12 protein-coding genes and 1 tRNA gene are annotated in these 13917 nt (G+C 38.3%); 6 read left to right on the top strand and 7 right to left on the bottom strand.

All coding sequences use genetic code 11. The annotated features are described in order from the left end of the window. Positions 1–206: 206 nt before the first annotated feature. Positions 207–1796 (bottom strand): pentapeptide repeat-containing protein, encoded by a 1590-nt coding sequence (locus C7B62_RS01760; protein WP_158260612.1) that lies wholly within the window; start codon positions 1794–1796, stop codon positions 207–209. A 371-nt stretch (positions 1797–2167) separates the two neighbouring features. On the opposite strand from C7B62_RS01760, the gene C7B62_RS26415 reads away from it, so the two are divergent. From C7B62_RS26415 to C7B62_RS01730, 6 genes are all read left to right on the top strand, one after another. Next, a complete protein-coding gene (locus C7B62_RS26415) occupies positions 2168–2353 on the top strand; it encodes an excisionase family protein (RefSeq protein ID WP_233219764.1) in 186 nt (61 codons plus the stop codon). A gap of 228 nt (positions 2354–2581) precedes the next feature. Beyond that, entirely contained in the window at positions 2582–3571 is a 990-nt protein-coding gene (locus C7B62_RS01750; protein ID WP_106232879.1) for a MarR family transcriptional regulator, read from the top strand. Beyond that, positions 3568–4923, top strand: a complete 1356-nt coding sequence (gene dnaB, locus C7B62_RS01745) for a replicative DNA helicase (protein WP_106232878.1) — start codon at positions 3568–3570, stop codon at positions 4921–4923. Before C7B62_RS01750 ends, dnaB begins: the two co-directional genes overlap by 4 nt. A 157-nt stretch (positions 4924–5080) precedes the next feature. Beyond that, entirely contained in the window at positions 5081–5377 is a 297-nt protein-coding gene (locus C7B62_RS01740; protein ID WP_106232877.1) for a hypothetical protein, read from the top strand. Between the two features lie 117 nt (positions 5378–5494). Further along, the gene (locus C7B62_RS01735) at positions 5495–5722 is read left to right on the top strand and encodes a hypothetical protein (RefSeq protein WP_233219763.1); all 228 of its coding nucleotides are present in this window, start codon (positions 5495–5497) and stop codon (positions 5720–5722) included. Position 5723: 1 nt separating this feature from the next. After that, positions 5724–6113, top strand: a complete 390-nt coding sequence (locus tag C7B62_RS01730; RefSeq protein ID WP_106232876.1) for a type II toxin-antitoxin system VapC family toxin — start codon at positions 5724–5726, stop codon at positions 6111–6113. Positions 6114–6146: 33 nt separating this feature from the next. On the opposite strand, the gene C7B62_RS01725 is transcribed toward C7B62_RS01730, so the two are convergent. From C7B62_RS01725 to priA, 6 genes are all read right to left on the bottom strand, one after another. After that, entirely contained in the window at positions 6147–7148 is a 1002-nt protein-coding gene (locus C7B62_RS01725) for an integrase (RefSeq protein WP_106232875.1), read from the bottom strand. 240 nt (positions 7149–7388) lie between these two features. Continuing rightward, a tRNA-Met gene (locus tag C7B62_RS01720) sits at positions 7389–7462 on the bottom strand. 493 nt (positions 7463–7955) lie between these two features. Then, positions 7956–8213, bottom strand: coding sequence for a FeoA family protein (locus C7B62_RS01715; RefSeq protein WP_106232874.1), 258 nt, complete (start codon positions 8211–8213; stop codon positions 7956–7958). Beyond that, complete coding sequence (locus C7B62_RS01710; RefSeq protein ID WP_106232873.1) at positions 8213–8581, bottom strand: ferrous iron transport protein A; 369 nt, start codon at positions 8579–8581, stop codon at positions 8213–8215. Before C7B62_RS01710 ends, C7B62_RS01715 begins: the two co-directional genes overlap by 1 nt. A gap of 113 nt (positions 8582–8694) precedes the next feature. After that, a complete protein-coding gene (glpD, locus tag C7B62_RS01705) occupies positions 8695–10404 on the bottom strand; it encodes a glycerol-3-phosphate dehydrogenase (RefSeq protein WP_106232887.1) in 1710 nt (569 codons plus the stop codon). Between the two features lie 419 nt (positions 10405–10823). After that, positions 10824–13451 (bottom strand): primosomal protein N', encoded by a 2628-nt coding sequence (gene priA / locus C7B62_RS01695; protein ID WP_233219761.1) that lies wholly within the window; start codon positions 13449–13451, stop codon positions 10824–10826. Positions 13452–13917 lie beyond the last annotated feature (466 nt).

Genomic DNA, 13917 nt, shown 5'->3' with positions numbered 1-13917 from the left:
TCGTCGGGCTACGATGGCTCGCTCAGGGAATGTTGAAATTCTAGATCTCTTCCCATGCCCGATTCGCTTCGCCGACTGACTTAGAGAGTCAAAATGGCATTTATTTATTGCTTTCACTCATTATTTGTCGATGTTTTCCTACTTTACATAAGGAATAACTTGCAACCAGTTTGATTGATTAAATTGGTTGGTTCTTTTGTCTCTATCTACATCACAAGATTTAGCAATATATTCTGAAGATTTACAAGATGATTATCATACACAGAAGATCTAATCATTTCTAACTGATTGCCAGCTATATTGCCCTTTGCTATTTCAATTCTTTCACCTTCAAAACCATGTGGTATTTCGCAAATAATTATTTCATCATTTATTCCCTCAATTGTACAATTTTGATTTGCAAATTTATTTTTTTTGGTTGAATAAAGTATTTTTTGTGCAATTGATATTGCTTGCTCAAACTTATCTTTCTGCTCTGTTTGGATATAGTCAAATGTTCGTTTTAAAATATCAAAATCTTCAAAGATAAAAGAACTTTCTACTAAATCATCTTTTATTTCTAAAATTTTTCTATGGCTATGGCTAAGTCTATTTACTTTTTCTGAATCTGCTCCATCATAGTCTGGAACAATTTCAGTATACAAATAGTTTTTCTCCTTAAAAACAACTACAAAAGGTGGAATTATATTAAGTCCTTGATGAGTTGCAAATAGACTAAACTTTCCTTTGTATCTATAATCTCCATATTTATTTACGAGAAGCTTAGAATATTTAACAATTTCAGTTTCAAGATTATAGTAACTAACAAATTTTTGAGTCAGAAGAGGATCATAGCGCTGTAAACAAGTATATTGTGCTAAAGCGAGATTGTTTACTGGAATCCCTTCAAATCCATTTGGTGAGATAAATATATCTTCAGTCTTTATATCGTCTATATTAGTTTGAATGAATGTAGAACCATAAATAGAACATTGGCTGAGAATAGCTTTTTTAAAAGAAGCTTGATTAAGATTAGCTTCTCTTAATTGTATGTTAGTTAATTGTGCAGATTCTAAATTTGCCTGTTTTAAATTTGCCCCTGAAAGATTAACTCTAGAAAAAATTACTTTTTTCATACAAGCTTTTTCAAAAGTTACTTCCTTAAAATCCGAATATAAAATATTAGCCTCGCTTAAATTAGTTTCTTTAAAAATAGCTCGATCAAAACGAGCATCTTTAATCTTTACTTTACTTAAATTTGCTCCTGAAAAATTAGATCCACAAAAAGATCCTCCCTCAAGCTGGGCTTTCTCTAAATTAGCTTCAGCCAAGTTGGCTTGCTTCATTTGTATGAAATTACCCCTCAATCCAGCTAAATTAGCACCTTGTAGGTTGTAACCATCTAAGTTATCCAATTTTCCAGCTACCAAATAGATACCAGATAATTGAGGAATTACATCAGGATTTTTCTCCCGCCAGTTATTCCAAGTCCTAACTCCTTTTTCTAGCATTGATAAATGCCGTTTGTTGTACTTAAGAGTTTTATTTTCTATATCCAAATCTTCAATCTTAGATGTTGGTTGTTCTATAAAGTCAATAAATTCTTCAAAAGATAAATTAAGCAATGAGGCGATTTTTGGAAAATGCATCATGTCAGGAGTCAGTTCTCCTTTCTCCCAGCGAGCTATAGCTGATTGAGTAACGGAAGGATCAAATAATTTTCCAAAATTTCCTTGCGTCAAATTATTAGTTGTTCTGATTCTTTTTATTAATTCTCCCAAAAGATAGCTACGTGAAGTCATTGTAGTATTGGTCACTGTCTTTTGCAGCAAAAGCTTATTTATACAATGTAATTTTAAGTACTTGTTATTCTAACATGGAATAAAAATTGAAAATACGTTTTTTTTATGAGTATAGATACTTTTGTGTCATTTTTATTAAAAAGTGTGATATCTTGAGACAAGATTCGATTTAATAATTTGAACAATAATGAAAAGAGCCGAGACAAATAGGGTTCACCGTGCAAAGTGAAAAAGCCCTTCAACGCTCGACTCTCTATTGCCAGCTTTCGCTGCGCTACTTATATTTTACTCGACGAAAGTGAAATATTACCTAGCTTATCGAACAGCTATCTTTTGGAGAGTCATTGTGTTTTGTATCTCGGCGCATAACCAAATAGGAGAACAACATGACAACTCTTACAGCGCATGAAACTCTAACTCATAGTAATTGGCTAAATAAACGCACTGCTGCCCAATTATTAGGAATTTCAGTCCACACTTTAAAGCTTTACCGCCAAAGGCATTGGACTTTAGGGATTCATTTTCAGTATTTGAATTCACGCACTATTCGATATCACGAAGGACTCTTGTGAGATTGGCTTGCCAATATTTCTCAGCCTTTGGTTCATCAAAGAGGTATCGAAATATATCTAGGATCTTTGCTTTCCAATCAGACCAGAAAGCGCCGTCAATTTAGATAATCAATCTCTAAACTGATTTCTACTTAGGCTTTTGCGTTCCTTCAAAATTAGACATTTTACCTTCTATTTTCACCTTAGAAGGTAACTTCTTACTATACATTTTTGCTTCACCTAAAAATCATGACACTAAACAGAATTCACAGAAAGTTTTATCCTCTTCAAAGTGATGAATGGCTTGAAACTGTGAAACAACTAAATCATTCCGAGCTAAAAGTTCTCTACTATGTACGCTCTCTAGATCCTTACAATAAAGGTATTTCCATCACCCCTATTAAGATAGCCAAGGATTTATCTACAGAAAAATCTAAAATGCACCGTTCTACTGTTGGTAGAGCATTGAAATCATTAGACAGCAAAGGTTTTATTCACATGGAACTGCTCCAGGTTCACATCAAAGTTAACCCTAAAGGTTTTTTGTCACAAGCAGAAATAGGAAATATTGCGGACACACAACCAAGTTGCGAGCAGACAACAACAGTTGTGTCACCGCAACCAAGTGTGCCTGAACACAACTTAGAGTGCAGCCAGGCAACAGAATGTGCGCTCAGGCAACAATCAAGACCTGAAGCCAAGTCAGAGCAAGGGTTTCAAACTCCTAAGATCTCTAAGACTTATATAGACTTTAAAGACTCTCTCTCCGAAAGCGAGAGGGAGAATTATTTGAAGTTTGTCAGAGAAACGATTCAAAACTTTAGGCAGCCAATACAAGATCTTGAGGCTTGGTTAGCCAGTCAAACAAAAGCTGGGCAAAATCGCTGGGAAGTTTATTACCTGAAATACCAGAAAGACAATAAAGTTCGTAAACCTAACTCTGATTCAACTTCAGTTCCTGATGGAGCAAAACAAAGAGCGATCGCCAACTATCAGAGACAGTTAGACCAAGAAAAAAATGGTCAAACAAAAACTGGAAATGAAGTATCTACATCAGAATTCAATCGGCTACTGGATAATCCTGACAACAAAATTAAAAGAATCGACCAACTAGAAAGTCAATCTAAACCCATAACTAAACCGTTCGGAAGATACGTCTCTGAAAGCTGCGAACATTTACGAAACTTGAGAATGACGAACCTCTTTTCTAACGAATCAATTCAAGGGAGTATAGCGTGAAAGAACCAAATTTACCTCCCGCCAATATTGAAGCTGAAGAGGCAATTTTAGGAGGAATCTTATTTGATCCTCAAGCAATTTTCCAGGTTGAAGCTTCTCTAGTTCCTTCTGCTTTCTATGTTTCGGCTCACAAAGAAATTTATCAGACTGCCTTAAAGCTTTATCATCAAGGCAATCCTACGGATTTTATGGCTATTAGTACCTATCTGGCAGATCGAGACAGATTAGATCAGGTAGGCGGAACTGCTAAATTGGCTAAGTTGTTGAACCGAACGATTTCGGCAGTGAACATTGATCGCTATGTCGATTTAGTGATGAATAAATACTATCGAAGAAAAGTAGTTGAGGCTGGTCATAAAATCATCGATCTAGGCTACGATTCCACGCTTGAACTGGAAAAGCTCTTGAATGATTCGGAGCAAGAAATATTCAGCGTCACCCAGCAAGGGATAAGATCTGATACAGACCAAAACAGCGAGATTGCTATGTCTGCTTTTAATCAGCTTGACGAAGAAAATCCGATTTATCCTACTGGTATTCTAGAACTCGATAAACTAATTATTGGATTTGAGCCAGGGACATTGACCCTCTTGGCTGCTAGAGCATCGATGGGCAAAAGTGCGATTTCTCTCTATCTCGGCTTGCAACAGATGATTCTACATAAATTGCCTGTAATCATCTTTTCTCTAGAGATGACCAAACATCAGATGGAGTATCGGCTTTGGAGCTTGATGAGTCGCATGGATTGCTATCAGCATCTAGATTTAGTTCCAATTAATGGACATCGCCTTCGTCAACATCGCGCTGGATTATCTTCTCTCACTGAAAAGGAAATGGAGAGCATCGCCAAGATTGTTGAGGTTGCTGTAGATCTGCCTCTTTACATGAATGATAATCGGGGAATCAACGTAGCGAGAATTGCTTCTGAGGCTCGTCAAGTTAAAGCCAGAGAAGGAAAATTAGGTTTGGTCATTGTGGATTATTTGCAAATGATGGCATCTGATAATGGTGGTAATCGCAGTTATGAATTAGGTGATGTGGGTCGAGGACTATATCAACTAGCTGGAGAATTGTCAGTTCCAGTCTTAGCCTTATCTCAAGTCGGTAGGGGAGTAGAAGGAAGGCAAAATAAACGTCCTATGATGTCAGATCTTTCTCAGTCGGGAATTCTGGAAATGGTTGCAGATAATATTATCTTTGCTTATCGGGATGAATATTACGATCCTGGAACTTCTCAACCTGGAATTTTAGAGTTGATTTTGGCTAAAGCCAGACATGGAGATACGGGAACAGTTGAAGTGCTGTTTGATAAGTCTTGTGGGATGATTCGCTCTCTTAAAGAATTTGCTTAGTTGGATGTTAGAGCAGCAATTATCAAGACTGACCGCCCTAAACTACAAAACTATTTTCAAAAACTTCCACGACTTATGAATGATCCTTTTGAATAGAGAAGTCGCTGAAAGATTCACAAGTCAAATCAATGTAAAGAAAAGCAGAACAGGGAATTTAATGAACAGATATATTACCGAACAAGAAGTCAGGGCAATATTTAAAGACGAAATGCGTAGAATGGTTGGAACTGTTGCTGAACCTCAAGATATTGAATGGCTGCCAACTTCAGAAGCCTGTAGAAAATTAAATTATCCATCTCAGGATAGTTTAAGAAAAGCAGTTTCTAACGGAACATTGCGATTGGGTTTTGAAGTGCAGGATAGACGTTCTCCTGAAAGTCGAAATTGCTCTTACTATTTCAATATTCCAGCTTGTGTGAAACGGTTAAATACTCCCCCAGAAAAAAGAGCTTAGGCAGTTAAGAGTTTCGGTCAATCAATCAGCAACTTCTAATTCACATCAAACGTAATTTAGAAATTGCTGATTTTAATCAATACAATAAATTAAGTAAGCTTTGATCAGCGAAAAAGAATGATGAACACAAAATTAATTGATTCTTTAGTACAGATAATTAGTTCGTTGACAACAGAAGAGAGAATAAATCTCGAACAAAAGTTGCAAGTTAAAACTATATCTACGGAAATCAAACTGTCTAACCCCCAGGATGAACCTTTTGTGGGTATGTGGAAAGATCGAGAGGATATGGAGGATAGTAGTCAGTGGGTACGTCAGGTAAGGCAGCAAGAATGGACAAGTTAAAGTGAAACAAAAGCTTTTAATTGATACAGATATCCTAATCGATGTTAGTAGAGGAATTCCAGTTGCTATTAATCGCCTTCAATCAGCAGCAAACAACTCAATTTCAGCTATTAGTACCATTACTCAAATGGAGTTAATCGTTGGCTGTCGGAACAAAACAGAATTACAAAATCTTGAAAAGTTTCTGCGATATTATGCAATTATCAAAGTTAATGAATCTATCTCTGAGAAGGCAGTTGAACTATTGAGCCTGTACCGTCTAAGTCATGGTTTACTAATTCCAGATGGATTAATTGCAGCAACTGCAATAGTAACTAATATACCTTTACTTAGCAAAAATCAAAAAGATTATCGTTTTATCTCAGAACTTAATTTACTTTCCTATCCTTGAAAATAGAAATTATTTTTGCCCTCGTATAAAACCTCAGACAGTCGGGGGTTTAGGTCTATCTGACCTGTCAATTAGCAATCGGTAAAATCTATCCTCATCATTTTCATTGATCCATCGCTTATAAGTATCGTTATGTACTTGAGTTTTATGAGCCATCATTCTCGCTGCCATTGAATCGGGAATGAAGCCCATCGCTCTAATTGCCCAACAATGGCGTAAATCTCCAGGTTTACATAAACCGTATCTTCTAAATGCTGTACTTACTCTATGTCCCAAGTCGCGATTATTTTGTCCTGTTATTTGGGGTAAATCTATATGTTTATATAGCTCCCATTCTTTGTACCATTCAGGATATAAGCAGTAGATTCTACGAATACCATAATGATTTTTGCGGTAAGTGGATATCAAATGCCCTGGCGGTTCAAGTAAACTATCCAAATCGACATAAAATAGTTCGTGATTTGATATACCATAAGCAGCCATTAATCCAAAAGCACGTTGCCAATGAGGGTTTGGTATTGACCAGTAATGCTTAATTATTTCTTCTTCAGTTGGCAGTAACCGATCATTATTTTTTAAGTAAGAATAATTTCCTTTATATCTTGATAAATCAACTTCTATTTCTGCAAATTTAGCAAGACTGCTTGCTGCCATTACTGCCCTCTGTCGTTGTCTAGTATCTGGGTCAGTAGTTAAAACAAGCTGAATTAATATTTCTTCTGTTAAAGTTTCTTCAGGGTTCAGCCGTTTAAAAATATGGTTATAATCGGTGTTCCAAGTAGTTTGGCTTTGCTTGTTTCTCTCTTTGCGGTTGAAGTAATCTGCTTCAAACTCTTCAATCCAGTAACCAGAGCGATCGCGATTTTTTGATTGACTACTACCCCATTCATCCCACCTAAATTCTTTTAAGGCTAATTGACAGGCTAGCTTCTGAGCTTGCTTTTCTGCACTTTGAATTCCCGCAGCATTACAATAAATTCCTAGACTAATAACCTGTTGAGAAGTTTGATCTTTACCTTTCTTTGGGGGAAGCATTCCCCTGAGTGATAATTTCTGACCTCGTTTAAATATCTTGATTCCAGAGTTTGAGGTCTTGAGCCTACTGTTGGCTTTCTCCAGAAGAATGGCTAACTTATCCAAGCTCTAAAACTGATCTAAATTTGATCTAATTTTAGAGCATTTTTAAGAGGGTTTGGTCTGTTTCGAGAGTTTTAATGATACTGCTAGAAACTATTAACCTTTGCTACTATTGGCTCCACGCCTTACTTCTTAAAGTGTCAGAGGGGAGACTTGAACTCCCGACCCTCGGCTTATGAGTCCGATGCTCTAACCAACTGAGCTACTCTGACATATCTAACATAAATACAAATATAGCAAAATTACCTACTTAAGTAAAATTTATTTGGTACTGAAATTTTGTTCTCATTTATTCTAGCGATTGACATACATTGAGTTTAACCAAGGTAGATGAGATAGTAACTAAACCAATATAGCTTGATCGGGCGAAAAGAGGATGCTCATTTTCTTTTAAGATCAGGTAAATTCAAAATGTTATTTTATACATATAGTCATTTTAATTAATTTCCCTATGGTTACTTTGTATTAATGATGATGGTGAATTTTACTTGTTACTTGTTACTTGTTACTTGCTACTTCGTTATAAGATCCACTGGTTGCTATTTGAAATGACTATAAAAGCTTTGGCTCTGGCGTTGTCAAGTTTTTTTGCTTAAAAATTGGTTAGGATACTGTGGTAGAGATCGCTATTTAATCGTGTTTTGCTCAAACTTCTGATTTTTCTTGGTACTTGGATACTGATACTGTTTGCGGGTAATTCGGTTGCTAGTCGATCTCATCTTCTAAGGGGGTTTCCACTATTAGAGCATTTACCTCTGGCTTAGAAAGAGTAATAATTTTTTCCTGAAGCATAATCTGTACTGCACCTTGAGGAAGATTTAAGCTCAACACAACAAAAGGAGTCCCTGGTAGTAATCCTTGAGATATTAGTTTCCCCACATAGCCACCGTAAACTCGACTGTAGCCCACGATAGTACCTATTGAGCCAGTCGATAATTCGGGAATATTAATTGCGCTCCTCATTATTTTACTTCACCCGCTAAAGTAACCACAATTCTCTGAGCAATTTCTTTGCTAATGCCAATCAAACTGTTGTTTAGCTTTACTACTACCGAACCAGTATCAGTTCTACTGACTATTTGCACTCTTCTATTAGGCTTAAGCTTGAAATTCTGCAACTGACGCATTATATTTTGTGGTGCGTGAATCTGTTTAAGAGTAATCAGATCTCCTATCTCTGCTCGATCTAAGAAACTACTATTAAGATCTAACTGGAAGCGATCGCTTAATACTGGGGTCAGCTTAATGGCAGAATCACTGACGAAAACAAATTCCTGAAATCTTTTAGACTTATGTGATGTCTGGTGTTTAAAGTTGATAACCTGATTCATGAGGAATAAAAGTTATTGATAGTAATTTCTATTTAGTTTTCCTTATCTATAGATATATCGCGATTAGTGCTTATTGACAATATTTTTAAATAGATTTAAGAATTGGGGGGCAATCAATCAAACTTGCGGAGTTGCTGACATAATTGATAATCGGGGATGCAGTTGTATTCCATATAAAAACGATAATCAGCACAGGCGCGATCGCATTCTTGGAGATTCCAACCACAGTATTGTTGCAGGGTTTTAGTAACTACAGGCAGTAGATTTAAGCCATAATGACCGTTAATTGCTAAAGTGCTACGACGACGCAAAATATCCACTAGGGTATGAGCAGACTCTTTGGTTACGGCATAAACTATCTGAGCTTTGATATCAAGTAAATCTGGGCTAATACACTCTCCTAAAGTCGGGTTTTCCTTCGTTAAAGCTAAAACCTCAAGAGCGATCGCCCCATAAACAGAGAACAGATAGTAAATTGTCTCAATTGAAAGGCTAGATCCATATTCGTTAATTGTCTGTTGAATTCGTTTGTCTTGGGGTAGAATGCAGCCAGGCAGGGGTAGAAAAGCAGTTTGACAAGATCTAGGCGATCGCTTCATGCGTCTGAGGATCTGATCTACCATTTCTTCCCCAACGTGGCGATAGGTAGTTAACTTCCCACCAATTAGGGAAAATAAATTGTCCACACCTTCTTGGTGGTGATCAAAAATAATATGCTTGCGGGTAATGCTGCCTGGTTTTTTTCCTTCGGAGTTGGGTAAAGGACGCACACCCGAATAGGTAAACCGAACATCATCCCGTTTTAAGTTAGCCGTGGGGATAACACTATTAACTTCTTGCAATAAATAGTCAATTTCGTGGTTGTCAGCTTTAATCTGCTTAAGATCACCTTGATAGGATAGGTCGGTAGTGCCAATGAGGTACTTACCTAACCAGGGAATAATAAAAAAAGGACGACCATCAGATTTCGCCTCAACGTAGAGAGTTGTTGCGGGTGCGCCAGGAAATTTGTCAACTACAAGATGACTACCTTTGGTGCCACCATTCTTGTTTGCGTTGCCAATAGTAAATTGATTTCCCGCTTTGCTACCTCGTTGACATACCTGATCGATCCAAGGTCCTGCGGTATTAATAATTACGGCATCTGGACTACCACGAAGAACGATTCTTTGTCCCGTTAGCTTATCCTGGCAGACAACGCCAGTAATGCGAGAATTCTCAAGGGGCAATTCCATCACTTCTAGATAGTTAAGAGCGATCGCTCCAGCATTTTGAGCCGAGATTATATTTTCCAGGCAAAGACGCTCCGCTAAAGCGACTTGAGCATCATAATACTGTGAACCACCGACCAGATTTTCTGCTTCCAGGGTGCGAAATAACTGCTTAAATTTTGCCTGGGGCAACATCCGATGAACAGGAAGGGTTTTATCAAAGCTCAAGAGATCGTAGAGCATCATCCCTGCCCAAATCTGCCAATAAGGACGAGAGCGATCAGCTTTGCTGTTGCGCTTCGCGCAATCGCGATATACAGGGATAGTAAGCTGTAGTGGCGCGACTAAATGAGGTGCGATACGGAGTAGAATTTCTCGTTCTTTTAAAGACTCTCTAACTAAGGGAAATTCAAAATGCTCTAAATAGCGCAAACCACCGTGAATCAGACGGCTAGACCAGCTAGAGCTACCGCTAGCAAAGTCATTCTGTTCGACCAGGATCGTCTTGAGTCCTCTTAGAGCAGCATCTCTGGCGACACCTGCACCGTTAATTCCGCCACCGATAATAATTACGTCGTATTCTGTTTGTTGAATTTGCGCCAAATCTCGCAGGTTGTTGATGGGAAACATGAGTAAAAAGGTAGTAACGCACCATCATAGATTTTCGATTATATGATCAAGATCGATCGCGTTACTCCAATTTAATGGATAAATACCAGAGCGAATAAATCGATGAATGCTAGAAAAAGCTCCTCCCTGTGGTTGATTGCACAATCCATGATGAACGGGATTGTAGTGAATATAATCACAATGATTGACAAAATCTGTCTCATCTCTAATAAAATGTTCCCAGAAACGACGCTGCCATAAATTACTTTCTTTACGTGCGATTCTCGATTTAGAAATATCAAGATCAATTTCTAACTTTGTACCATAATATTTAGGATGGGATTAGATGAGATTAGTGCGTTATGCTTCGCAGTAACACACCCTACCTTTTATATTTCCCTAAATAGAACTATGGCAACTGTTTATTCAATATTAATCGGATCGACATCAATAGTCATGCTGACGGATCGAGGTAAATGTGATCGCAGTAAAGTATTAAGATCGGGTAAATTATCCTTGGCTGCTGCGGGAAACTTGAGGAGAATTTGCCAGCGATAACGACGGGCAACCCGCATAATATTGGCTGGTGCTGGACCTAAAATTTCGTATTCTGGGTTTAAGGTTTCAATCAATATATCTGCCAAGCTTTGGGCAGCTTGAGCTACTTCCTGCTCGTCAATACCGCTCAGTTTAATCAGAATTAAATTTCCGTAGGGGGGATAGTTTAGTTCGGCTCTTTGCTCTAGCTCAGTTAGGCTAAAATCATGATAGTTATGAGTTTGAACAGCCTGAATGACAGGATGTTCGGGGGAATAGGTTTGCAAAATTACTTTTCCTGGAAGCTCTCCCCGACCGGCTCTACCTGCTACTTGGGTCAAAGTCTGAAAAGCTCTTTCGGCTGCACGGTAGTCACTGCGATGTAACAACCCGTCTGCTGCAACAATACCCACAAGGGTAACTCCCGCAATATCTAAACCTTTGGTGAGCATTTGAGTGCCGATCAAAAGATCTGCTTCTTTGTGAATAAAGCGATCGATTAACTGACGATGTGCGCCTTTATTTCTGGTGGTGTCGCTATCATAGCGAATTGTGCGTAAGTCAGGAAATAATTTGGCTAATTCCTGGGTAACTTTTTGGGTGCCGCTACCAAAAAACTTGAGATAGGGAGAGTTACATTCTGGACAGATTTTCGGCTGGATCTGAGTATAGTTGCAATAGTGGCAGCGCAATAGTTTGGCTGCGCCCTCATGAGTATGATGATAGGATAAAGAAACATCACAGTTTGGACAATCCATAACATATCCACAACTACGACAGGAAACAAAAGTACTGTGTCCTCGCCTGGGGATAAATAAAATCCCCTGTTGTCCTTGGGATTTCATGTCGGCGATCGCATTTTGCAAAGATAAACTGAAGATAGATCTATTCCCGCGACTCAATTCCTGACGCAGATCGATAATTGATACTTGCGGTAAGGGGCGTGAAGCAATCCTTTCGGGTAACGATAAATAAAATACAGATGAGGCAGCTGATTTTTCTGTTCCTGTTTCATTCTGTAGGGGCGATTCGCGAATCGCCCCTACTGCGGTTAAACTTTCTAAAGAAGGAGTGGCAGAACCTAAAACTAGAGGGCAATTTTCTAACTCAGCCCGCCATTGAGCCACTTGACGGGCGTGATAGGTAGGGGTCGGACGATCCTGCTTAAAACTGGAGTCATGTTCTTCATCCAAGACAATTAAGCCCAAATTGGGCAGAGGAGCAAAGATCGCCGAGCGCGTACCAATGATTACTTGCGGTTCTCCCTGAATTGTCTGTCGCCAAGTATCGTAACGTTCATTAGCCGATAATTTACTGTGATATACGCAGACTTGTGTCCCAAATCGAGCGCGAAAACGGTCAGTCAGCTGAGGGGTCAAACCAATTTCAGGGACTAACACTAAAGCAGATTTTCCCTGTTCTAAGATCGGTGCGATCGCCTGAAGATAAACTTCGGTTTTGCCTGAACCTGTTACGCCATGCAGCAGAATTTGAGCATAATTTTGTTGGGCATTAATTACTGCAAGAGCATCTTTTTGATCCAGACTAAGCTCTTTGGGTCGATCTGCTGCTTGGAGAACACCCTGTTCTTGACGCAAAATTTCTCGTTCAGAAAGAACAACGCAACCTTTGGCCTCTAAATTTTTAACCGTAGTGGAAGTAGTACTGCATAAATCAATTAAGTCTTTGAGCCATAGCTCTCCTCCCCTGTTTTTGAGCATTTGTAATATTTCTTGCTGTCTGCTAGTGAGATCCTCAAGCAAAATACTGGTTGCTAGAGTGACGGCAGTTTTCAGCTTGGGCTTGGCTCGTTGAGGCGGTTCGAGGTAATTTTCTACCCACCCCCTTTTGCTTAGTTCTTTAATCCCACGGCTTGCCCCTTTTACCTTATTTCTGAGATAATTAACACTATAATCGCCGTCTTTTTGACTTTGTAACAATCTCAAAACTTTTCCTGCTACTACACTACAGAAAGTTTCTGCACCAGGAGGCAGAGTGGAACTTAATCTAACTCTTCTTTGCGATCGCCCTAATAAACCAGGAGGCAGAGCCACCCGAATTGCACTCATTAGATCAGTACAGTAATAGTTAGCAATTTTTTCTAGCAACTGCCAATAGGTATCTTGAAAAAACCCTGAAGTAATTACGTCTTCTATAGGGCGAATTCTGGCAGGATTCAAATCCGCAGGAGGAGAGGGAATCAGACGGATCGCAATCCCCCCTATTATCTGCATACCGAAGGGAACAGCTACTATGTCTCCAGACTGTACTTTTAACTCAAGCGGTAGACTGTAGGTATACAATCCTTGAGTTTCCCCTGGAGAATCAACTAAAACTTCTACCCACTGCGGAGGATCAATTTGATAGTCTACTTCTGGTTCAGCAACTAACAAGCTAGTTTGAATCGCTGATTTGTAGAGAGAAGCATACGCAGTGGGTTGACCATCAAGCGTTAGTTTATGGCGATCGCTACTATTTCTTGAGGACATATCCTGATCTGTATCAGTTGGCATTGAAACCTTATTTTAGTCTACGTACAAGAATACTATCTTAAGAGCCACTTTATGTGGATAATTAGTTTCATTGACTTGCAGACAATAAAATATTGGTAGAAACACTTTTTTTTGTATGTTAAATAACATTAATGTCATAAATCAACAGCTAAAATCTTAATGTCAAATAAATCACCAATATTAATAAACATACCTTGAGGTCATTACCTTCTTACAAACAGCAATTCAAAGTAAAGAGGAATACATTTTTTTATCTAATTTTGTGACAGTATATTAAGAGATTATGCTGGAATAATACACTGACAAACGGATTCAGTTTCAATCATTTAACTAAGCTCTAACCAATATTACAAGCTAAACACAGCTATTCATTCTAGGTTAAGTAATCTATAAAAATACTCTATCTACAGTAAAAAAAACCTTAAGAAAATCTGTCTTTTTTATATAAAAACTCGGAAGTGTGAGA

The sequence above is a fragment of the Pleurocapsa sp. CCALA 161 genome (assembly GCF_003003995.1).
Taxonomy (GTDB): domain Bacteria; phylum Cyanobacteriota; class Cyanobacteriia; order Cyanobacteriales; family Xenococcaceae; genus Waterburya.
This window is presented reverse-complemented; position numbering and strand designations above follow the sequence as displayed.